Here is a 20,626-nt window from a genome sequence, read left to right as displayed (position 1 = left end):
TGTCTTTGCCTCTAGCAGAAAGCTAACAGCTATCAGCCAATAGCCAACAGCTTAGCCAAGGGCACGAAAACGGCCTTGATGCTGTTAAAACAGCATACTATGAAAAATCTCATCTTCTTCGGCGACAGCCTCACCGCGGGCCACGGCCTGCCCGCTGCCGCTAGCTTCCCAGCCCTTATTCAGCAGCGGCTCGACGAGCAGCAGCTTCCTTATAAAGCCTACAATTACGGAGTGAGCGGCGAAACCAGCGCCGGCGGCCGGCAGCGCTTGGCCTCGGTGCTGGCCCGCCACCCCGTCGACGTGTTCGTGTTGGCCCTCGGGGCCAACGACGGTATCCGGGGCATCCCCGTGCGCGAAACCACTCAGAACCTGCAATTCATCATCGATGCGGTGCGGCGGCAGTACCCGGCGGCGCAAATAGTGCTGGCCGGCCTGGAGTTTCCCTTCGACCTGGGTCCGCTGGGCGGCCACCGCCTGGCCCATTACGCTACCGAATTCAAAGCTCTGTTCCGGTTGCTGTCCGACAAAAACAGCTTGCCCTTCGTGCCCTTCCTGCTGCAGGGCGTGCTCGGCCGCCGCGACCTGAACCTCGCCGACGGCGTGCACCCCAACGCGGCGGGCCAGAAAATCCTGGCCGAAAACGTCTGGCAGATTCTGAAGCCGCTGCTCCTTACCCGAACAGATTCCCCTGTACCGGCTGGGGAATAATGAACGGCGGCGGCACCACTATGCCAGTGAGCGTCCGCATCTTGTCGAGGAAGTACGTGGCCAGCACGGGGGCGTGGCGCACGTCTTTCTGGTGAATGAAGAAGTAAATGTCGTGCACGCCCTGGGCCACCCAGGCGGCCAGGCGTTCGGCCCAGGCGTCGGCGCGCTGGTAGTCGGAGCTGTGCAGGCCGTGGCCGTTGAAGCGGATGAAGGCCACCGGCGTGGTCAGGCGCATGGGCAGCACATCGCGCCGGCCGGCCACGTCGGTTATCACCAGCGTTTTGTTTAGCGCCTCAAAGGTGGCGTACACGGCATCGGCCAGGGCCTGGTCGGCAAACCAGCGCGGGTGGCGCAGCTCCACGGCCAGCGGCACGCTCTCCGGAAAGTCGAGCAGAAACCGTTCGAGGCGGGGCAGGTGCTCGGGGCCGAAATGCGGCGGCAGCTGCAGAAAGGCCCAGCCCAGGTTGTCGGCCAGGCTCTCGTAGGCGCGGGCCATGGGCACCACCAGGTCATCGGCCTGAAATAGCTCCCGCTCGTGGCTGATGCTGCGCGGCAGCTTGGGGCAAAATTTAAAGCCCGGCCCCACGGCCTCGCGCCAGCGCCGCACCGTGCCCGCATCGGGGATGCGGTAGTGCGTCGTGTTTAGCTCGATGCTGTTGAACTGCTGCGCGTAGTAATGCAGGTAGTCGGGCTCCTTGATGCCGGCGGGGAAATACGTGCCGAGCCACTCCTTATTGGTCCAGATGGGGCAACCCACGCGCAGGCCCACCGGTGCGGGCTGGGTGGGGCGGGCACGGGCCAGCACCCGCGCCGTCTCGGGGTGGTCGGGGGGCAATCGAAAATCGACGTAGCGCAGGTCGGGCAGGCGGCCAAAATCCATACGGCAAAGGTACGGCTACCCCTTCGCAGCACCTTACTGCTCTTACGACAAAACTGGCAATTATGCAAACGGGTTTTGAAGTAAGCTGAACACCTGATGCCCAAATTTTACACGTACTGCATAATCTAATTTTGGCACAGGCACAATAGGCTAACCGGTTTTCCGCAAAATATACTTTCACGTTGCCTGACGGCTGCTTTTTTAACTAGTAAGCGAATTAATTAAATGCAAGTTTTATCAGAAAAGGACAATTATTAACCTAACGCAGTTAGTAGAGGTGGTGTAAGATTTAGCATTGCTCTTGGGGGTGGACTTATGTTTGTTCTGCTCACCATCTGCGAAAAGCATGATTTTATCCTATCCTTCTAAAGTACCTGTCCTTGCCAGCCTTCTATTTCTGTTGCTGACCTTGTTTAGCGCCCCGGTGCAAGCCACCGCCCCCGGCGTCAGCAAATCAGCAACTAACCCTACCGCAAACGTCACTACGGTGCTGCGCGGTCGGGCCTCCTGGTATGGCAGCTACTTTCAAGGAAAAAAAACCACCAGCGGCGAGCGCTACAACCGGTTCAAGTATACCTGCGCCCACAAAACCTTGCCCTTCGGCACCCGCCTGCGGGTTACGAACGTGAAGAATGGTAAGTCGGTAGTAGTGCGCGTTACGGACCGCGGCCCGTTCCGCCACCAGCGCATCATCGACCTTTCGGAAATTGCTGCCCGCCCCTTGGGCATTACCGAGTCCGGCGCTGCCACCGTGGTGGCCGAAGTAGTGGAAACCGAGACGCCCCTGGGCCCGGCCATCACCCCCGATAACCTAGCCGACCTCTACGCCGCCGACCCCAACCCCGACGCCGCCTTCGCCACCTACTCGGTGCCCGATGAAGAGGAGCTCGCCGAGCCTACCGCCAAGCCAGCTCTGATTGCTGCCTCCCCCGCTACCAAAACCGCCGTCACGGCCGCCACCGAATCGGTGAACTGCCCCACGGGCTTCCTTATTCAGGCGGGTTCGTTCGTGGATGCTGCCAATGCCCACACGGTGCAGGCGCGCATCAAATCCTTGCTGCCCGAAATGCAGGTGATGGTGTCGCAGTACTTGCTCGACGGGCGGCAGCGCAGCCGCGTGCTCGTGGGCAACTTCGGCGAGCGCCCCGAGGCCGAAGCCGTCCGCAAACAGCTCATGACCTGGGGCATCGGCGGGCTCGTGCGCGAGGTGGCCCTTCGGTGATTTTCCATTTAACATTTAACAATTAGCATTGAACAATTGAGCGCTTTGGTGCTCATACAGCTGATGGTTGCCCGCATTGTTGTTACTTGCCGGCTGCTTCATTTGGTTGATTGTTGAATGATAAATGTTGATTGCTAAATGATAAAGGCCTTACTGGCGCTGGCCGTCAGCCTCACCTTGGTGTGGGCGCTGAACACCAAGCACGGCGACGTGCCCCCCTTCGGCAAGCTGCTGAGCCCCTACCGCGGCTTTTGGCAAAACGGCGAGCGGCCGAGCGATTTTCCGACCCAGCAGACGCTGGCGCTGCCCGGCCTGCAGCAGCCCGTGACGGTGCGCTTCGACGACCGCCGCGTGCCCCACATCTTCGCCCAAAACGACGCCGACCTGCACTTCGCCCTGGGCTACGTTACGGCCCGCGACCGCCTCTGGCAGATGGAGTTTCAAACCCACGTCGCCGCCGGCCGCATTTCGGAGATAGTGGGTGACAAAGCCCTGGAATACGACCGGTTTCAGCGGCGCATGGGCCTGCCCTTCGGGGCCGAGCGTTCGGCTCAGAAAATGCTGGCCGACCCCACCACGCGCGTCGTGCTGGAGGCCTATTCCCGCGGCATCAATACCTACATCGAGCAGCTCACGCCCGCCACGCTGCCCTTCGAGTACAAGCTTCTCGACTACCGCCCCGAGCCTTGGAAACCCCTGAAATGCGCCCTGCTGCTGCAGCTCATGGCCTGGGACCTGAGCGGCCGCAGCGACGACCTGCGCATGAGCAACATCTTGGGCAAGTACGGCAAGGCCGTGGTGAAAGACCTGTTTCCGGACTACCCCACCCGCGAAGACCCCATTGTGCCCACGGGCACGCCCCTGGATTTCAAGCCGGTGCCGGTACCCCCCACGCCCACCGATTTTCAGGCCAGCTACTCGGCCAAAGTGCTCCAGGCAGAGCCCGACGCGGAGCTGGGCTCCAACAACTTTGCCGTAAGTGGCGCCAAGTCGGCCTCGGGCTACCCGCTGCTGGCCAACGACCCGCACCTGCAGCTCAAACTGCCCAGCATTTGGTACCAGGTGCAGCTGCACGCGCCCGGGGTGAACGTGTACGGCGTCACCATTCCCGGGGCGCCCGTGGTCATCATCGGGTTCAATGAAAACGTGGCCTGGGGCGTAACCAACGTAGCTGCCGACGTGCTCGACTTCTACCAGTTGAAGTTTCGCGACCGCACCCAGCGCGAGTATTGGCACGACGGCCGCTGGAAGCCCATTCGCCGCGTGGTGGAGCGCATCAAGGTGCGCGGCCAGCCCGACCGCCTCGACACCGTATTATATAGCCACCACGGCCCGATAGTATACGACCGCCCCGAAAAGCCTTTCAACGCCCAAACGCCCATTGCCCACGCCCTGCGCTGGACCGCCCACGACGGCGGCAACGAGGTAAAGGCCTTTTACCTGCTCAACCGCGCCCGCAACTATCAAGACTATCTCGCGGCGCTGCCCCACTACGGCTCGCCGGCCCAGAACTTCATTTTTGCCAGCAACGAGCGCGACATTGCCATCTGGCCCAACGGTCACTTCCCGCTGAAATGGCGCAACCAGGGCAAGTTCGTACTCGACGGCACCAGCCCGGCCCACGACTGGCAGGGCTGGATACCGGCCGCCCACAACCCCCACGTCAAAAACCCTACCCGTGGATTTGTGAGCTCGGCCAACCAGTTTTCGGCCGGCCCCGACTACCCGTATTACCTCAACTGGGACTTTGCCAGCTACGAACGCGGCCACCGCATCAACCAGCGCCTGGCCCAAATGACCCACGCCACGCCCGACAGCCTGCGCCTGCTCCAGAACGACAACCTCAATCTCAACGCCCAGCTCATGCTGCCGCGCCTGCTGGCTTTGGCAGAAGGCACCGATGCCAACTCGCCAGCCGGCAAAGCCCTGGCCGAGCTGCGCAAGTGGAATTACTTCTACGACGCCGATGCCATCGGCCCCAGCCTGTTCGAGCTCTGGTACGGCAACCTGGTAAAACGCATTTGGGAGGACGATTTCAGCCCCAGAGTGACCGGCGTAGAAATGCGCTACCCCGCCCGCGACCGCACCAATAACCTCATTCTGAAAGAAGAGAACAGCCCCTGGATAGACGACCGTCGCACTCCCGCCCCCGAAACCCTTCCCGAGCTGGCCCGGCAAAGCCTGAAATTTGCCGCCGACTCCCTCACCCGCAAGTATGGCCCAATCGGCCCGAAGTGGCGCTGGGCCGACCAGAAGAGCACCGACATTCTGCACCTGGCCCGCCTCCCCGGCTTTGGGCAAATGGACGTGGACTGCGGTGGCGGCAGCGGCATCGTGAACGCCACTTCTGAACGCAACGGCCCCTCCTGGCGCATGGTGGTGGCGCTGGGCCCCCAGGTGCAAGCCTTTGGCGTATACCCCGGCGGGCAGAGCGGTAACCCCGGCTCGCCCTTCTACAACAACCTGCTGGAAACCTGGCGCGTGGGCCAGCTCGACGAGCTGGTGTTTCTACGCTCGGCCCAGGAGCAGCACCCGCGCGTGCCCACCGCCTGGACAATGCAGGGCAAGTGAGTTTGAGAATGTCGAATTGCTTTTAAAGAGCAGACGTAGGCACCCTATTTATCGTAATAAGAACCACCATGTTCTGTTCACGTTTTTTCGTTTTTGGTCTAGTCATGCTCTTCTATGGAGCGAGCAGTGCTATTGGGCAGAAGTCGAAATCTCCGCCCATTGCTGAAAGTCCCTCATTAGGGAATAGCTACAATATGTGCTGGGGAGCTCCTGAGCAAATGCCTGAATTAGCAGGTGGCGGTGGTATTGCAGCAATTATTAATGCTGTACAAAATCACATAATCTATCCTGAACAGGCATTAGCCCAAGATATTCAAGGAAGAGTATTTGTTACATTCACTGTCGCCACAGATGGGCTAGTGCAAGATGTAACTGTTATAAAAGGCATAGGCGGCGGCTGCGATGAAGCAACACTAGCTGCTGTGCAGCAGCTGCCGCGTTTCACTCCAGCCAAACAAACGGGAAAAGCAGTGCCAGTGGCGTTGACACTTCCTGTCACGTTCCAAATACCTACTTCCCCCAAAAAGAAATAGAAATCTCAGCAAGCCTCTCTGTCGGGCCGCTTATAAATTTGTGGCATGAGCACCCGCCCTTTTTTGCTCCTATTTAATCGGCTCAAGTGCCTGCTTTTGCAGCGGCTAGCAGCATTGGTGCTCCTGCTGCCACTCATGGCACTCTTCCATCGCACGCAGGCTCAATCCTATGTGCCTTACCCGGGCGACACTACTCAGGTGTTTAGCTACGTCGAGCAAATGCCTGCTTTGCCCACCGGCGGCGGCAACCTGGCCCTTGTAAAAGCCATTCAAAAACTGGTGAAACAGCCGGCTGAAGTACTGGAAGGCCGCACCGAGGGCCACGTCATTGTGCGAGTAGTTATTGGCGCAAGCGGCGTGCCCCGGCAGGCCACCGTCGTGCAAAGCCTGAGCCCGGCCTGCGATGCGGCGGCCCTCGATGCCGTCAGGCGCATGCCGCGCCTCGTGCCGGGGCGCTACGGTGGCCAGCCTGTGCCGGTGCTGCTCAGTGTGCCCGTAGTGTTTCTGTCGCCCCGCCACGTGTATGCGGCCACCGAAGTCACGCGGCAGGCCCAATTCCCCGGCGGCGATGCAGCGCTGGAGCAATACCTGCAAAAAAACCGCGCCACGCCCGCCGAGGTCAAGCTTCGCGACCTGAAGGGCCACGTCGCCGTGCGGTTTGTGATAAAAGCCGACGGCCGCATAGGCGCTAGTGAAGTAATAACGCCCCTGTGCCCGAGCTGCGACGATGAAGCCCTGCGCCTGGTGCGCGGCCTTCCCCGCTGGCAACCCGCCCTGGGCTACGACGACCAGCCCGTGGCCATGTACCAGACTCTTAACATTTACTTTCAGCCGCCTGCTCCCCAGGGCGACATCGCCCCGCCCGTACCAGAGCACCAGGTTTATACCCGAGTGGCCCAAATGCCCACCCTGGCCGGCCGCAGTAGCCCGGCCGCCATTCAAACCGCGCTGCAGGAAGGCATCATGTACCCCGAGCGGGCTACCAACGGCAACGGCCAGGTCAGCTTCGTGGTCGAGCCCGACGGCCGCGTCACGCGGCCCGTCATGGTCAAAAGCATCAGCCGCGCCACCGACGAGGCCGTGCTGGCCGCAGCGTTGCGCCTGCCGCGGTTCGAGCCCGGCCGCCACAACGGCCAGCCCGTAGCCGTGCGCCTAGTGGTGCCGGTGGTGGTCGAAATCCGGTGATAACCGGCTTGCCTACGCGCACAAAAAAAGCCGCTTCCGAAGAAGCGGCTTTTTCATATCCATAAAGGAAGTTCGACTATTTGTCGCCCTTGCCTTTGTCACCAGCGCCGGCACCGGCCAACTGGGGTTTCTCGTCGCGCTTGCTGATGTCTTGGGCTTCGCCCTCTTCTTGCTCGTTGTGCATTTCACGACCGATGAGTACAATGGCCACCGTGGCCAGTGCAGCTACACCCAACACCATTTGGGTAGGCGTGAAACGCTGGGCCGCCTTGCGCAGCAACACGGCACCGTGCTTCAGCAGGTCGTCCATGTGCTCATGCTGGCCTTGAAACAATACGTGGTAAGCGCTTTCGAAAGTACGTGCCAAGTCTTCGGGCATGATTTTTTCGAGCTGCTGTTCGATTTGGGATTCCATAAAGAAGGTAATGAAAGGAAGTGTGAAAGGAGACAAGGCGTGGGCCTCGAAAAGTGCTTTACGCAAAAGCCCCTGTCCGGGCTATCTTTTTCAACACATTCCTTCAAAAAATAACCATCGGCACACGCCCCTGCTGCTACGGGCCAGCTTTAGGCCTTATGGTTTATTTTCTGACACTTAGCCCTTTTGCCAGCCTACTGTTTTAGTCAAACAGCCTGCATGCAGCCGGGGATTACGCATTGGAAAACGGCTGGCACCAGTACCTGCGGCCGGCACCACAACAAAAAAGCGTCCGGCCCCGGGGGCCAGACGCTTTGCTTGCTTTCAGGTCAGGAGAACCTTAGTTGTCTGAGGCATCGGCTTCTTCGGCGGCCCGCACGCGGCCGGCAGCGTAGAAGTTGCGCTGGTAGTAGGGCTGCTTTAGTGAGCTCACCATTACGCCGCCATTGGTGGCAGAGTGGGCAAACTTGCCGTCCTTCAAGTAGATGCCTACGTGATAAATCGGGCCTTTGCCGCGGCGGAAGAACACCAGGTCGCCGGTTTTTACTTCGCTTTTGGCTATGTGCTTGGTGGATGAGAACATGGAGCGCGACGAGCGTTGCAGCGTGACGCCGTACACTTCACGGAACACGCGGGTCACAAAGCCCGAGCAGTCGGTACCCTGGCGCGAATTGTTACCGTAGCGGTAGGGCGTCCCAATCCAGTCGGTCACGGTGCGCAGCAGGTCTTTGTTTTCGTCGAAAGCCAGGCGCAGGCCGAGGGTTTGGGCGTAGTAGTTATAAACCAGCGAATCGCGCGAGGCGGCCAGTTCGGCGGCGGTGGGCTCGCCGCCAGTCTTGGTGCGGGGCAAGGCAGCCCTTCTAATTGCAGGCACGGCGGCAAGAGCGGGAAGCTCTAAGGCTGACTCGTCCATGGTCAGGTCCGAAAACAGAGATGCTTCGGCTACGACGGGCGCCACAGTGGCACGGGCCGTAATCGAAGCATCGGGGGAGCGTTCGAAGAAGAAGGAGAGGGCCAGCGAACCGGCAGCGAGGCAATACAGAATGCTATGTTTCATTATCCGTCGTTAGAGGAGAGCAAAATCCGGGTTTCTGTGAGCGGGAGAAAGAGCCGGGGTAGTAGGTTTCTTAGGCGATAGGCAAGGCTGGAATTAGCCGAGAGAAGAGGTTGAAAAATGAGCCAGTATTCAGTAATTCATATTGACTATGACTTACACCTTAGGTAAAGCTAGGCCTAACTTTTTATAACCTCAGCATTTGAGAGCAAAAAAAGGCAAACTTTCTTTATTAAACACAATTCAATCAACTTATAATATTTAATGGCCTTGCAACCGTGCTTCACTGACGCACGTATTAGCTCGCCCAAAATATTTCTATATCTTTCCCTCATGCAAAGCCCCCGAACCTGGACCCGCTCGCCCCTTGCCCGCATCGCCTGCATGGTGCTGCGCAGCCAGCGCGTGGCCATGGTTATTGGCCAAACGGTGCACCTTAGCGGGGCTACCCGGGAGGAGTTTCTGGCCGATGCCGAGTGGGTGGCCCACGAGCTGGTGCACCTGCGCCAGTTCAAGGAACACGGCGTGCTGCCCTTCCTCTGGAAATACTTGGTCGAGTCGGCCCGCGTGGGCTACTATCACAATAAGTATGAGGTTGAGGCCCGGGAAGAAGCCCGCCGCGTGGTGCTGGCCAACCCTAACCATGTGCTCCGGCCCTTGCCGAAGCATTCGCAACCCAAGCCGCCGCGGGCCTAGCTTTCGCCTTGGCGTAGAGACTGAGTGCGCCGCATTGTCCTCGGGCGCAGGCAGCCAAAACTTAGTAAAATCCTCACTTGCTACTTGGCGGGTTGCCATAGCCTACCCTACCTCCTGAACGCCGCTGAAAAAAGCATGTGGAGCGCCGAAATCCCGCAAGTGGCGGGCCTTGGTTCGGCACCTACAACATTACGGTTTAGCTTTAAAATATTGAGAGCTAGTGCAACTTATAGTGGAGAACTTACGAATAAAAGCACCCGTAGCTTACCCGCTTCGGACTAATTTCCTTTCCACTTTCATTTCCTTCCTTTCACTATGGATAACCAACAAAACCAGCCCGGCAGCCCCATGCCCGGTGATGACGTTCGCGTTCAGAATGCAGGTACCAGCACTGGCAGCCCAGGCTTCACCGGTGCCGACTCGGCAGGCGCGGGCTCTACCCGCAAGTCGGGTGCTGCCGCCCGTGGCGCAGCTTCGCAAGGCGCTGCCGGCGCCCAAAACAGCTCGAGTGACCAAACCAGCGAGCAAAGTGGCGGCCAAGGCGAAAGCCAGCAAGGCGACAACGTGCTCAACACTGCCCTGGAAAGCGGCAAAAAATGGATTGAGGATTCGGGCGTGCTCAACAGCGTAAACCAGCTTCCCCAGAGCGTAAAAGATTGGAGCTCGCGTGCCGTTACCCGCGTAGGCGACCTTACTACTACCCAGAAAATTGTGGGCGGTGCGCTGCTCGCAGTAGGCATCGGCTATTTGGCTACCCGCAAAGGCAAGTCTGAAAAGTCGGAGTCGCGCTACAGCCGCCAGGGCGGCAGCAGCTACGGCCGCCGCTCAGGCTACGGCTACCAGGCACCGGACGCCTCCAGCAGCCGTCGCACGGCCTACGGCAGCGGTCGCTCCGATAGCGGCGCTGCCTACGGCAACAGCAGCGGCAGCAGCTATGGTAGCGGTTCGGGCTCGGGCAGCTACGGCAGCGGCAGCAACTACAACTCGGGTGCCAGCGGCAGCGGTAGCAGCTACGGCACCAGCGGAAGCAGCTATGGCTCGGGTTCGGGCTCTAGCGGCAGCAGCTCAGGGTCGGGCTTCGGCTCTTCGTCTTCGGGCGGCGACTTCGGCTCGCGTACTTCCGAGAGCAGCTACCGCTCGAAAAACGACGATTCCCGCAGCATCGAATAAACCACTCGATTGGCTTTAAGGCATAATTTAAAAGCCCCGCTTCGTTAGTACGAAGCGGGGCTTTTTTGTTCAGCGGTCCACCAGTAACAACTGATGGACCGCTGACACTTAAAACTCATTAGATATTCATGGCCGACTCGCGGCGGCGCATCTTGCCGGCCGGGATGCCGAACATCATCTTGAAGCGGCGGCAGAAGTAAGCCGTGTCTTTGTAGCCCACTTCCTTGCCGATGTCGCGGATGCTTTTTTTGGTGGTACGCAGCAGGAATACGGCGCGCTCCATGCGCTGGTATTCGATGTAGTCCTGCGGGTTGATGTTGGTCAGCATCTTGAAGTACTGGCCTACATAGTCCTCGCTCACGTTGGCTACGCCGCTCAGCACCTTGTTGCTGAGGTCGCCGCCGAGGTTCTCCTTGATGTAGTTGAACAGGTCGATGAGGCGCGGGTCCTTGAAGTAGGTGCTGTTGGTGGCCAGCTGCTCCACAAACATGTTGTTGCGCAGCACGTAGCGCACCACTTCCACCACGATGTTCTCGGTGTAGATGTTGATGAGGCGCTCGCGACCCGGCAGGTCCTGAATGCTTTCTTCTACAACTTTAATCACCAGGTTGGCCAGCTTGGGCTGCCCGCTGATGAGGAAGGCCGGCACGTCGAGCGAGGCAAAGAAGTTTACCGAGTCAAATACTTTGGCCTCGAAGCTCACAAAGCTGTGGCTTTCGTCGGCGTCGCCAATCAGGTCGAGGTCTTCATTGGAGTGGAAGAACTTATCCTTGTTGGTAATGAGGTCGTCGTTCGTAATAATCCGGTTTTTTTGGTCTTCGCCGTAGCTCACGCGGGTGGCCCGGCCGCCGGGGATGAAGAGCATTTCGCCTTCTTCCACCACCATTTCGTCTTCGCCGAAGGTGATGTGTCCTTTGTGCAATAGAATAAGGTTGTTGCCTACGTCGTAAGAATTCTTAACCGTGAAGGGCTGATGCAGCACCAAGTTCTTTGCCTTGATGTATCGGACGCCCAACGACTCGATAACTTTATTGTAATCTTCCATAATTCGGGTTGCCAGTTTGGCCTGTGGGAGGGTGCGGACTGGGTAACTGGGTGGCTACCGCAGTGCAATATAACACCTTGAAATTCACAAAAACTAAAAACCCAGCCAAATAGTGGCTGGGTTTTGTGCAATGAATCTGAATTTTAGGCTATTCGGTGCTTACTTGAGCAATTCCCGCGAAATCACAATTTTCTGAATTTCCGAGGTCCCTTCGTAAATCTGGGTAATCTTGGCGTCGCGCATGAAGCGCTCCACGTGGTACTCTTTCACAAAACCGTAGCCACCATGAATCTGCACGGCTTCCACGGCCGAGTCCATAGCTACTTTCGATGCAAACAGCTTGGCCATGGCGCCCGACTTGGCGTAATCACCGTGGTTGTCTTTGTCGGCAGCAGCTTGCAGGCATAGCAAGCGGGCGGCATCCACGTTGGTGGCCATGTCGGCCAGCTTAAATTGGATGGCCTGGTGCTTGGCGATTTCCACGCCGAAAGCCTTGCGCTCCTTGGCGTATTTCAGGCTGAGTTCCAGCGAGCCGGAGGCAATGCCCAGGGCCTGCGCGGCGATGCCGATGCGGCCGCCGGCCAGCACCTGCATGGCGAACTTGAAACCGAAGCCGTCGTCGCCGATGCGGTTTTCCTTGGGCACCTTGACGTCAGTGAACATGAGCGAGCAGGTGTCGGAACCGCGGATACCGAGCTTGTTCTCCTTAGGGCCCTGGATGAAGCCGGGCATGTCCTTGTCAACAATCAGCACGTTGATGCCACGCGACTTCAGCTCGGGGTTGGTTTGGGCAATGACGAGGTACACCGAGGCGGTGGTGCCGTTGGTAATCCAGTTCTTGGTGCCGTTCAGCAAGTAGTAGTCGCCTTTGTCTTCGGCGGTGGTGCGCTGGCTGGTGGCGTCGGAGCCGGCTTCGGGCTCGCTAAGAGCGAAGGCGCCGATGATTTCGCCCGAGCATAGGCGCGGCAGGTACTTCTGCTTCTGCTCTTCGGTGCCGTACTTCTCCAGGCCCCAGCATACCAGCGAATTATTCACCGACATGATAACCGAGCAGGAGGCATCAACCTTGCTGATTTCCTCCATGGCCAGCACGTAGCTCACGGTGTCCATGCCGCCGCCACCGTATTCGGGGCTCACCATCATGCCCATGAAGCCCAGCTCGCCCATCTTCTTGATTTGCTCGGTGGGAAACTTCTGGTGCTCGTCGCGCTCGATAACGCCGGCCCACAGCTCGCTCTGAGCAAAGTCGCGGGCAGCGTCGCGCACGGCCAGCTGCTCTTCGGTGAGGGCGTAAATATTAGAGGAAGTGATGGTTTGCATGAACGGGGTGGGAAAGTTGAATAATGAAACAAAAGTACGCCCGGCGCGCGGGGCGGGCAAGGTGCGCCATAGGCGTAGCCCGATACGGCTTACAACAAGCAAACGGGTAAAAATCCTTCCCAGCAATAGCTAAAATATTATGTCTATTACGCTTCGCTTACGGCCTGTTTATCATTAACAAGCCGCGGCGTGCCCCACCTTTACCCCTACTATGAACTACCGTTCCTTCAGCCGCTATGCCCTTGCTCTGCTTTTCGTGCTGGCGGGGGTTTGGCACTTTGTGCACCCGGCCACCTACCTCGCCATCATGCCGCCACAGATGCCGCAGCCTCTGCTGCTGGTGCACCTGAGCGGCGTTTTCGAAATACTGGGCGGCCTGGGGCTGCTGTTCCGCCCCACCCGGCGCCTGGCGGGCTTGGGGCTGCTGGTACTGCTGGTGGCCGTGTTTCCAGCCAACGTGTACATGGCCCTCATTCACGAGCAACTGGGCATTCCGGGGTGGGTGGCGTGGGGGCGGCTGCCCTTGCAGCTGCCACTAATGTGGTGGGTGTGGCAAGTAAGCCAGAGAGTGTAACTATGGCATTGCATTATATCTTAGCCCCTTTATTCTACCACTCGCTTTTTTCTAATGAAGCTTTCTCCTCTTTCTACCTCTCTACTGTGGACCTTGGCGCTGGGCGTCAGCTCAGGGGCCCAAGCCCAATCACCCGCTACTGCCGGCCCGCGGGCAACTAGCACTATTGCTACTACTGACTACGCTCAGGTAGCTGCTGGTCAGGCTGCCCGCTACACGGCTGCCTATGATTCGCTGATGCGGTTAGTGACCAACATTCACACCCGCTCCGAAGCCCGAATGGGATACTTCAAGGCCACTCACAGCACCTTCGGTGGGCTACGCCGCAAGACCCAAACGTACACGGGTCATAATGGCCCCCAAGTCAAAATGTACAAAGAAAAGCGCCTCTTCGGGACTACGCTTCAGAAGGTTCGCTACTACGACGAGAGGGGCCGCAAGGTGCTCACTGAGCGGTACGTAGACAAACAATTGACCTCGCTTAAGCTTTCAGAATATACTGACCCGCTCAATACCCCTGCGGCAAAATGGGTGTTTGCCAAAGGAGATTATCTGCAATACGCCTCGCTGCCGTTATTTGGCCGTCGGCAGTACACCTACTATACTAAATCCAGGCCAGCTACCGAATAGCGGCCTCCAACAATTTTAGGCAGGGCTGGCACGGGGAAAGACGTGTTGGCTAGGCTAACTACTCCCAGCGCACGTCCAGCAGGCGCAGCTGCACGCTGCGCTGGCCGCGGTATTCGTTCAGTTCCACAGTGTAGCAGGCGCTGAAGGGCTTGCCCTGCTCGATTTCGGGCAGGTAGTCGGCCAGGCCAAAGCCGATAGCATCTACGGCCGGCCCCTGCATATCGGCCGAAGCCAGGCGCAGCTTGAGGTGCCCCTGCCCTACCACGCGGGCGCTGTTGGGCACGGCCACCAGGCGCTGGGAGGCAAACACCGGGTTAGGATTGCCAGGACCGAAAGGCTCCATGCGGCGCAGCTCGGCAAAAAAGTCTTCGTTGATGCGGTTCAGCGGTAGCCAGGCAGCTACTTCCACGGGCCGCACCAGGTGCTCGGTAGTAAGGGTATCGGCTACTACTTCCTCAAACCGGCGCTGGAAAGCGGGCACGTTTTCCACTTTCAGGGTGAGGCCGGCGGCGGCGCGGTGCCCGCCATACTGGTCGAGCAGCGGGGCGCAGGCTTCCAGGGCCTCGTGTACGTCGAATCCCGCCACCGAACGGGCCGAGCCGGTGGCCTTGCCGTCGCGCTGGGTCAGGATGACGGTGGGGCGATAGTATTGGTCGAGGCAGCGCGAGGCTACGATGCCGAGCACGCCCTGGTGCCAGTCGGCTTTGTAGAGCACGGTGGCGCGGGCATTTTGCAGCGTGGGGCTGTTGGCAATCATGTCCAGCGCCTCCTGGGTGGTGTGCTGGTCGGAGCCGCGGCGCTGTTGGTTCATTTGGTCCACCACTTCGGCGGTGTAGCGGGCTTCCTGCTGGTCGGGGGCAAGGAGCATGGCCACGGCACGGCGGGCGTCGCCCATGCGGCCAGCCGCGTTGATGCGCGGCGCAAAGCCAAATATCAGGCTGCTGATACCCAAAGGGCCCTCACGCAGCGTGGCCAACTCACGCAGAGCAGCCAGGCCGGGGCGCAGCAAATGCGCGTCTTCGTTGAAGCGCCGTAGCCCGTGGGCCGCCAGAATGCGGTTTTCGCCGGTGATGGGCACGATATCGGCCGCGATGCTCACCGTGGCCAGGTCCAGCAGGTCGTGCAGGGGGGCTTCGGGCAGGCCCAGGTGCTCGCCCAGCGCCTGCATCAGCTTGAAGCCCACGCCGCAGCCCGACAGGTCTTTGTAAGGGTACTCGCAATCGGCCCGCTTGGGGTCGAGCACGGCCACGGCGGCCGGCAGCTCGTCGCCGGGCAGATGGTGGTCGCAGATGATGAAGTCCACGCCTTTGCTGGTGGCGTAGGCTACTTGCTCCACGGCTTTGATGCCGCAATCAAGCGCAACGATGAGCGTGAAGCCGTTCTCAGCCGCGAAGTCGATGGCCTTTTCCGAGATGCCATAGCCCTCGGTGTAGCGGTCCGGAATGTAGTCGCGCAGCCGCTCCTCGCCGAACAGGGGCATGAGGTAGCTCATCACCGTTGCGACCGAGGTAATGCCGTCCACGTCGTAATCGCCGAGCACCACCACCTTCTCGCCTTCGTGCAGGGCGCGGGCCAGGCGGGCCACGGCGCGGTCCATGCTGCGCATCAGCAGCGGACTGGGCAGCTGGCGCAAGTCGGGGTGGAAATAGGCAGCGGCGGCTTCGGGTGTGTCGATGCCGCGCTGCACCAGCAGGGCCGCTATTTCGGGGGCAATGAAGAGCGCCTCGGTCAGGCGGTGGGCCCGCTGCGGGTCCGATTCAGGGATAAAATTCCAGCGCTTACCAGCGGATATTGACATCAGATACGTAGTAGAAATGGCCCCAAAAGTACGACCAAACCCCTCCCCGCGCCGGCTAGCTTACCTTTGAGGCCCGGCCTCGCTCCTGCCGCGTCCCATGCATCAGCTACGAGAGTTCTATCGCAAATACCGCCAGTACATCCTTTCCGATGGCTTGATGTACGTGGTATTCATCCTGGCGCTGGCCCTGATGTTCGTGTTTTTTGGGTAGGTTTTATTGGAGGGCAGGAGGGTAAGAGGGTGTGCAGGTAGGAGTTGATAAGTGTTGAACTTCATTCCCTCTTACCCCCATACCTTCCTACCCTCCTACCCTCCTACCCTAAAAAAACTTACACACCGTCGCCGCGCAGCTTGCGGAACCGCTTCCGGGCTTCGGCCACGTAAATACTGCCGGGGTATTTCACTATTACCTGGTTGTAGAGCTCCTGCGCCTTGGCTTTGTCCTTCACGTCTTCCTCCTGAATGCGCGCCAGCAGAAACAGTGCATCGTCGCTCAGCACGTCGTATTTCGGGTTGTTGGTGATGCGTTCCAGCGTGGCAATGGCAGCGGGGAAGTCGCCGGTGCGCCGCTGTAGCTGCGCCTTCAGGTAGTAGGTATCATCGGCAAGGGAATGGCCGGGGAATTTCCCCAGCAGCATATCCAGCCCCGCGATGGCTTCCTTTATCTTATTCTGAAACACCAGCTGCTCCACGGCCGCATAGGCGCGCAGGCCCAGGCCCAGGGTGTCTTCCACGGTGTTGTCCTGAATCAGCAGCGAGAGCTGCATGGCGTCGTTGGCTATCTCGCGGGTGGTGGCTTCCTTCAGAATGTCGAGGTGGCTTTGCGCAAGCTTGAAGTCGCCAGCGTAGTAGCTCAGGCGGGCGTTGCGCAGCTTGGCCTCGTAGCCCAGTGGCGAGTCTTTGTGCGACTTCTCCACCTGCGAGTACAGCAGCGTGGCTTCCCAGGGCTCGGCCTTCAGCAGGTACAGGTCGCCGAGGGTCACTTTGGCTTCGTCTACCACGTCCTTGCTCACGCGGGGCATGTCGATGACCTCCTGCAGCAAGGCCATGGCCTTGGCGCGGTCGTTGAGCTGGAAGGCGTGCAGGTTGGCCATGTTGCGCAGCACGGGCGCCGTGTCGGGCGTGCGGCCCAACTCAGTCAGCAGCTGCTCGTATTCGGCCACGAGGGCGCGAACCTTAACTACATCCACGGGGAAGGTTTCGCGTACCTGGGCCTCGCGTGCTTGGAGCAGGCGCTGGCGGGCGGCATTGCCGTAGGGGCCGCTGCGGTATTCCTTGACCACGTAGGCAAAGCCATCGATGGCGCTTTCGTAGTCTTTGTTTTGCTGAGCAATGCTGGCCAGCTCCATCACGCGCACTCCTTCGCCCCGGCTGCGGCGGTCCAGGGCCCGGGCCTGCACCAAGGCCCCGCTAAAGTCCTTGCGCTGCATTTGCAGCCACAGCAGCAGCTCGCTGTACGCGGCCTTGTCCGGGTGCTGCTGGGTGGCGGTAAGCAATTGCTTCTCCAGCAATTCAAAGTCTTTTTCTTCGCGCAAGGCGTTTTGCAGCATGTTACGCACAAAGGGCAGCTGCTGCTCGTCCTGGGCTACCAGGCGCAGAGTTTCGGCCAGCACTTGGGCCTGGTTCTGGCTTTGGGTGTAGAGCTGAATAAGCTGCGGCGCGTACTCGGTGTCGTTTTTGGCCAGCGCCCGGCCGCGCAGGTAGGTGCGCTCAGCCCATTCGGGCAGCTCGCGGCGGCTAAACTCGGCCGCCACCGGCAACACCTGTGGCGGGGTGAGCTGGCTCAATACTTTCTGCCACTGCTTCTCGGCCGCCGAAGCATCGCCCGCCGCCTGATACACGCCGCCCAGCGTCACGGCCATGGTGGCGTCCTCCGGGTGCTGCTTTACGGCCCTTTTAGCCAGCTTTTCGGCGTCTTTATGCCGCTTCAGCGCCTGTAGCGAAGCCAGGTACACCGGAAACACCGCCAAGCTGGTTTGTTCGGTGGCCGACAGCTTTTCGAACAGAAACACCACTTTGTCGTGCTCGCCGCGACGAGCGTAGTCGGTGGCCAGGGCCGCGCCACTTACCGGTGCCCAGCCCTTTTCAGGCTGCTGGGCCAGCGCTGGGAAGGCAAAGAGCAAGGAAGCGGCTACTAGCAGGGAATGCGGACGCATAAGCAGTATTGAGTGGTCAGTATAAAGTAATGAGTATCCAGCCCAAGTAGTTCAGCAGTAACGAAGCGGCAATGCCGGATTCCTAACCCAGCAGCATCGCCTCAAGCCTGACAATGCACTACTGCCTGTTGAATACTAGTCATGTATTTCCGAACCTAACGCTGGGGTTCGGCAGGTTCGTTCAACCCCTAAACCCGGCGGCGCGGGGCAGTTGTTTGCAGACATTGCCAACGACGCTTAAAAACGAAAAAGGGCCGCTCCCGAAGGTACGGCCCTTTTCAAACTTGGGGATTGACGTCCTAGAAAAACTTCGTGCGGTTGTCTTTCACGTTGGCGTGAGACTTGATGGCCTCGTAAATCTTGCCATCCTGCTGCTGGGCGCGCTGCTGCACTAGTTGCTGCTGCACGGCTTTCAGGTCGCCGGCGGGCGTCTGAGGGGCGGCCACGGCCACAGGCTCAATCACCACCACGCCTTGCTCGCCTTTGATAGGGGCCGACTTCTGGCCGGGCTTCAGGGCGAAGGCTTTGCCTACTGCTACCGGCTCAAAGCCCACGTTCGCCAAGTTGCCTTGGCCGAGTACCACGTCAGAAGCGGTGCCTACCTGCGCGGTGGGGCCGTACTTGGACGCCATCTCTTCCAGGCTGCCGCCGGTGGCCAGCTTAGCCATGATTTGCTTGGCCTTCTCCTCGTTGCGCACCATGGCGGTGAGCTCGGGCTTGAGGGCGGCTACGGTAGCCGTGCCTTGCGCGCGCTGGTCGGTGAGGGCCGCAATGACGTACTGGTCGCCAATCTCATACACTTCGGAGATGTCGCCCACTTTGGTTTCGCCACCGGTTTGGTTGAAGCCAAAGGCCCAGCGCACCAGCTCGCGGGCGTTCTGCAGGTTGTTGACGCTGCGGGCGCCACGGTCCAGGTTCTTGGCTTCCTGCTTCACCAGGGTCTTGTCTTTGGTCACCAGCTTGCGGAAGCTTTCCAGGTCGGTGGCTTCGCCTTTCAGCTGCTGAGCCTTGGCATAAGCGGCTTCGCGGGTGGCGTCGCTGGGGGCAATGCTTTTCACCACTTCGGCCACCTGGTAGGTTTGCTTGGTAGGAGCCGCCGTTACCTTGATAACATGGTAGCCGAACGAGGTTTCTACCACGTTGGGCAGCAGGCCGGGGGCGGTAGCGGCGAAAATGGCTTTCTCAAACTCGGGTACCATGCGGCCCTGGCCAAACCAGCCGAGGTCGCCGCCCTGGTCTTTGGTGCCGTCGGTGCCGAACTGGCGGGCCATGGCGCCGAAATCAGCCCCGGCTTTGATTTTGTTCAGGATATCCTGGGCTTTGGCTTTGGCGGCAGCCTTGGCTTCGGGCGTAGTGCCGTCGGCCTTGATGAGGATGTGGCTGGCGCGGGCCGCCGACTGAGCGCCGGTGTTGGTGCCGGTTACCTTGAACAGCGAGTAGGTGCCGTTCTCGGCGTAAGGGCCATACACGCGGCCTTGGGCCAGGGGCAGTTGCTTGCGCAGCTCTTCGGGCAAGTCGGCGGGGCTGCGGAACGCTTTGTTGTAAGGCTGGTCCGAATTGGCCGACACAAACAACGAGTCGACCGGAGCCGAAGCAAACTGGGTGGCCAATTCGGCCATGCTGGTTTTCACCGACGTGCTGTCGTCCTGCAGCGCCACCACCGGAATGGTGATGTACTCCACCGAGCGGCCTTCTTCTACCTTGTATTTGCTCTTGTTCTTGTCGAGGTAGGCCTGCAGTTGCGCGTCGGTCACCTTCACGGCCGAGTCGGAAATGCTGCCGTAGGGCACGAACAGGTACTTCACCGTAGCCTTGGTGTTCTGCAGCTGGTTGAAGCGCTTGGCTTCGGCCGAGGTCACGTACACCGAGTTTTTCAGCAGGGCCGTGTATTTATTGGCAAGGCGCTCGGCGGGCAGGTTGGCTTCGAAGTTGTACCAGGCAGCCTGGTTTTCGGGGGGCAGCTTGTCGAGGTTTTTCAGGTACTCCACCAAGCGAGCCTTGTCGAACTGGCCGGTTTGCTGGTCGGTGAAAGCCTGCTTGATGCCGGGGTTAATATTCTCGCCCTGCACCATGTCCACCAACTCGTCGTCCGACACGGTCAGGCCCAGCTTGTCCCACTCGGGCTTGAAGGCCATGCGGTAAATGGTCTGGTTCCAGGCCTGGTCGCGCAGGTAGCCCAGGGCTTGGTCGTCGGGCTGGCGCTGCTGCTGCGCAATGAAGGCCTGCTTGGCTTGTTCGAGGGCGTTGTTGTATTCAGCCAACTCAACCTTTTGGCCGGCGACTTCCCCTACGGTTTGGTCGTTGCGGTTGAACAGCCGGTTGTTGCCACCTATCAGGTCGCCGCCCACAATGAAGAGCACCATGCCGACTGCCACGAGGCCGACTGCCACGCCTGATTTTTCTCGAATCGTGTTAATTAAAGCCATTCTTAGGTTAGTAGTCCGTTTTTAGTTGTCGGTTGTCAGCCTCGGGGCAGCGCGCAGCACAAACTGACAACTGACAACGAACAACTGACAACTATTTAGTTAGTCAAAAGAGGCGCAAAATAACCAGAATTTGACCGGCAATCAAAGTTTTACCTGATTTTAAGTGCTTGAGCAAGTTGGGTAAATCCTACCGAAGGCCCATTAGCCCGGCCACAGCCCCACCGGCACCGCTACCCGAGCGCC

At 59.6% G+C, this 20,626-nt stretch carries 17 protein-coding genes; 9 read left to right on the top strand and 8 right to left on the bottom strand.

Translation table 11 applies throughout. The annotated features are described in order from the left end of the window. Window positions 1-99: 99 nt before the first annotated feature. Window positions 100-708: an arylesterase gene (locus BMZ66_RS08790; protein WP_092671259.1), complete on the top strand. Its 609-nt coding sequence runs from the start codon at window positions 100-102 to the stop codon at window positions 706-708. Here BMZ66_RS08790 and BMZ66_RS08785 read toward each other — a convergent pair. Further along, complete coding sequence (locus BMZ66_RS08785; RefSeq protein ID WP_092671256.1) at window positions 671-1,588, bottom strand: DUF72 domain-containing protein; 918 nt, start codon at window positions 1,586-1,588, stop codon at window positions 671-673. The two genes, BMZ66_RS08790 and BMZ66_RS08785, sit on opposite strands and share 38 nt — an antisense overlap. Before the next feature lie 346 nt (window positions 1,589-1,934). Here BMZ66_RS08785 and BMZ66_RS08780 point away from each other — a divergent pair, with 346 nt between their 5' ends. The 4 genes from BMZ66_RS08780 to BMZ66_RS08765 all read left to right on the top strand — a co-directional run bounded on the left by BMZ66_RS08780 (window position 1,935) and on the right by BMZ66_RS08765 (window position 7,099). Beyond that, entirely contained in the window at window positions 1,935-2,810 is an 876-nt protein-coding gene (locus BMZ66_RS08780; protein WP_092671253.1) for a septal ring lytic transglycosylase RlpA family protein, read from the top strand. 138 nt (window positions 2,811-2,948) lie between these two features. After that, window positions 2,949-5,381: a penicillin acylase family protein gene (locus tag BMZ66_RS08775; protein ID WP_092671250.1), complete on the top strand. Its 2,433-nt coding sequence runs from the start codon at window positions 2,949-2,951 to the stop codon at window positions 5,379-5,381. 68 nt (window positions 5,382-5,449) lie between these two features. Then, entirely contained in the window at window positions 5,450-5,914 is a 465-nt protein-coding gene (locus tag BMZ66_RS08770) for an energy transducer TonB (protein WP_092671247.1), read from the top strand. A gap of 135 nt (window positions 5,915-6,049) precedes the next feature. After that, entirely contained in the window at window positions 6,050-7,099 is a 1,050-nt protein-coding gene (locus BMZ66_RS08765) for a TonB family protein (protein ID WP_177204658.1), read from the top strand. Between the two features lie 76 nt (window positions 7,100-7,175). On the opposite strand, the gene BMZ66_RS08760 is transcribed toward BMZ66_RS08765, so the two are convergent. Next, entirely contained in the window at window positions 7,176-7,514 is a 339-nt protein-coding gene (locus BMZ66_RS08760) for a hypothetical protein (protein ID WP_092671241.1), read from the bottom strand. Between the two features lie 340 nt (window positions 7,515-7,854). Beyond that, complete coding sequence (locus tag BMZ66_RS08755) at window positions 7,855-8,571, bottom strand: C40 family peptidase (RefSeq protein ID WP_092671238.1); 717 nt, start codon at window positions 8,569-8,571, stop codon at window positions 7,855-7,857. A gap of 330 nt (window positions 8,572-8,901) precedes the next feature. Between BMZ66_RS08755 and BMZ66_RS08750 the strand changes: the two genes are divergently transcribed. Then, window positions 8,902-9,264 carry an eCIS core domain-containing protein gene (locus BMZ66_RS08750; RefSeq protein WP_177204657.1) on the top strand — a complete coding sequence of 121 codons (363 nt, stop codon included), beginning with the start codon at window positions 8,902-8,904 and terminating at the stop codon, window positions 9,262-9,264. A 315-nt stretch (window positions 9,265-9,579) separates the two neighbouring features. After that, on the top strand, window positions 9,580-10,434 hold the full coding sequence (locus BMZ66_RS08745) for a hypothetical protein (protein ID WP_092671235.1): 855 nt from the start codon (window positions 9,580-9,582) through the stop codon (window positions 10,432-10,434). Window positions 10,435-10,552: 118 nt separating this feature from the next. On the opposite strand, the gene BMZ66_RS08740 is transcribed toward BMZ66_RS08745, so the two are convergent. Next, window positions 10,553-11,479, bottom strand: a complete 927-nt coding sequence (locus BMZ66_RS08740) for a helix-turn-helix domain-containing protein (RefSeq protein ID WP_092671232.1) — start codon at window positions 11,477-11,479, stop codon at window positions 10,553-10,555. 159 nt (window positions 11,480-11,638) lie between these two features. Beyond that, window positions 11,639-12,799, bottom strand: a complete 1,161-nt coding sequence (locus BMZ66_RS08735) for an acyl-CoA dehydrogenase (RefSeq protein ID WP_092672956.1) — start codon at window positions 12,797-12,799, stop codon at window positions 11,639-11,641. A 211-nt stretch (window positions 12,800-13,010) separates the two neighbouring features. On the opposite strand from BMZ66_RS08735, the gene BMZ66_RS08730 reads away from it, so the two are divergent. Together BMZ66_RS08730 and BMZ66_RS08725 are read left to right on the top strand one after the other, a co-directional pair. Continuing rightward, window positions 13,011-13,373 (top strand): DoxX family protein, encoded by a 363-nt coding sequence (locus tag BMZ66_RS08730; RefSeq protein ID WP_092671229.1) that lies wholly within the window; start codon window positions 13,011-13,013, stop codon window positions 13,371-13,373. Between the two features lie 54 nt (window positions 13,374-13,427). Continuing rightward, entirely contained in the window at window positions 13,428-14,003 is a 576-nt protein-coding gene (locus tag BMZ66_RS08725; protein ID WP_143080119.1) for a hypothetical protein, read from the top strand. A gap of 58 nt (window positions 14,004-14,061) precedes the next feature. Here the strand turns inward: BMZ66_RS08725 and recJ are convergent, their stop codons facing one another. From recJ to BMZ66_RS08710, 3 genes are all read right to left on the bottom strand, one after another. Continuing rightward, window positions 14,062-15,801, bottom strand: a complete 1,740-nt coding sequence (gene recJ, locus BMZ66_RS08720; RefSeq protein WP_092671223.1) for a single-stranded-DNA-specific exonuclease RecJ — start codon at window positions 15,799-15,801, stop codon at window positions 14,062-14,064. Between the two features lie 329 nt (window positions 15,802-16,130). After that, window positions 16,131-17,957 carry a tetratricopeptide repeat protein gene (locus tag BMZ66_RS08715; RefSeq protein WP_092671220.1) on the bottom strand — a complete coding sequence of 609 codons (1,827 nt, stop codon included), beginning with the start codon at window positions 17,955-17,957 and terminating at the stop codon, window positions 16,131-16,133. A 299-nt stretch (window positions 17,958-18,256) separates the two neighbouring features. Continuing rightward, window positions 18,257-20,383 carry a peptidylprolyl isomerase gene (locus BMZ66_RS08710; RefSeq protein WP_092671217.1) on the bottom strand — a complete coding sequence of 709 codons (2,127 nt, stop codon included), beginning with the start codon at window positions 20,381-20,383 and terminating at the stop codon, window positions 18,257-18,259. Between the last annotated feature and the right edge of the window lie 243 nt (window positions 20,384-20,626).

Origin of the sequence: Hymenobacter arizonensis (genome assembly GCF_900115775.1) — a bacterium.
GTDB classification, from domain to species: Bacteria; Bacteroidota; Bacteroidia; order Cytophagales; family Hymenobacteraceae; genus Hymenobacter; species Hymenobacter arizonensis.
Note: the sequence above shows the minus strand (reverse complement) of the source record. Positions and strands in the feature narration are given on the sequence as shown.

Bases quoted from the DNA above. Each gene is read 5' to 3' on its own strand.
- BMZ66_RS08790 (WP_092671259.1), top strand. From the start codon at position 100: ATGAAAAATCTCATCTTCTTCGGCGACAGCCTCACCGCGGGCCACGGC.
- BMZ66_RS08785 (WP_092671256.1), bottom strand. From the start codon at position 1,588: ATGGATTTTGGCCGCCTGCCCGACCTGCGCTACGTCGATTTTCGATTG.
- BMZ66_RS08780 (WP_092671253.1), top strand. From the start codon at position 1,935: ATGATTTTATCCTATCCTTCTAAAGTACCTGTCCTTGCCAGCCTTCTA.
- BMZ66_RS08775 (WP_092671250.1), top strand. From the start codon at position 2,949: ATGATAAAGGCCTTACTGGCGCTGGCCGTCAGCCTCACCTTGGTGTGG.
- BMZ66_RS08770 (WP_092671247.1), top strand. From the start codon at position 5,450: ATGTTCTGTTCACGTTTTTTCGTTTTTGGTCTAGTCATGCTCTTCTAT.
- BMZ66_RS08765 (WP_177204658.1), top strand. From the start codon at position 6,050: ATGGCACTCTTCCATCGCACGCAGGCTCAATCCTATGTGCCTTACCCG.
- BMZ66_RS08760 (WP_092671241.1), bottom strand. From the start codon at position 7,514: ATGGAATCCCAAATCGAACAGCAGCTCGAAAAAATCATGCCCGAAGAC.
- BMZ66_RS08755 (WP_092671238.1), bottom strand. From the start codon at position 8,571: ATGAAACATAGCATTCTGTATTGCCTCGCTGCCGGTTCGCTGGCCCTC.
- BMZ66_RS08750 (WP_177204657.1), top strand. From the start codon at position 8,902: ATGCAAAGCCCCCGAACCTGGACCCGCTCGCCCCTTGCCCGCATCGCC.
- BMZ66_RS08745 (WP_092671235.1), top strand. From the start codon at position 9,580: ATGGATAACCAACAAAACCAGCCCGGCAGCCCCATGCCCGGTGATGAC.
- BMZ66_RS08740 (WP_092671232.1), bottom strand. From the start codon at position 11,479: ATGGAAGATTACAATAAAGTTATCGAGTCGTTGGGCGTCCGATACATC.
- BMZ66_RS08735 (WP_092672956.1), bottom strand. From the start codon at position 12,799: ATGCAAACCATCACTTCCTCTAATATTTACGCCCTCACCGAAGAGCAG.
- BMZ66_RS08730 (WP_092671229.1), top strand. From the start codon at position 13,011: ATGAACTACCGTTCCTTCAGCCGCTATGCCCTTGCTCTGCTTTTCGTG.
- BMZ66_RS08725 (WP_143080119.1), top strand. From the start codon at position 13,428: ATGAAGCTTTCTCCTCTTTCTACCTCTCTACTGTGGACCTTGGCGCTG.
- recJ (WP_092671223.1), bottom strand. From the start codon at position 15,801: ATGTCAATATCCGCTGGTAAGCGCTGGAATTTTATCCCTGAATCGGAC.
- BMZ66_RS08715 (WP_092671220.1), bottom strand. From the start codon at position 17,957: ATGCGTCCGCATTCCCTGCTAGTAGCCGCTTCCTTGCTCTTTGCCTTC.
- BMZ66_RS08710 (WP_092671217.1), bottom strand. From the start codon at position 20,383: ATGGCTTTAATTAACACGATTCGAGAAAAATCAGGCGTGGCAGTCGGC.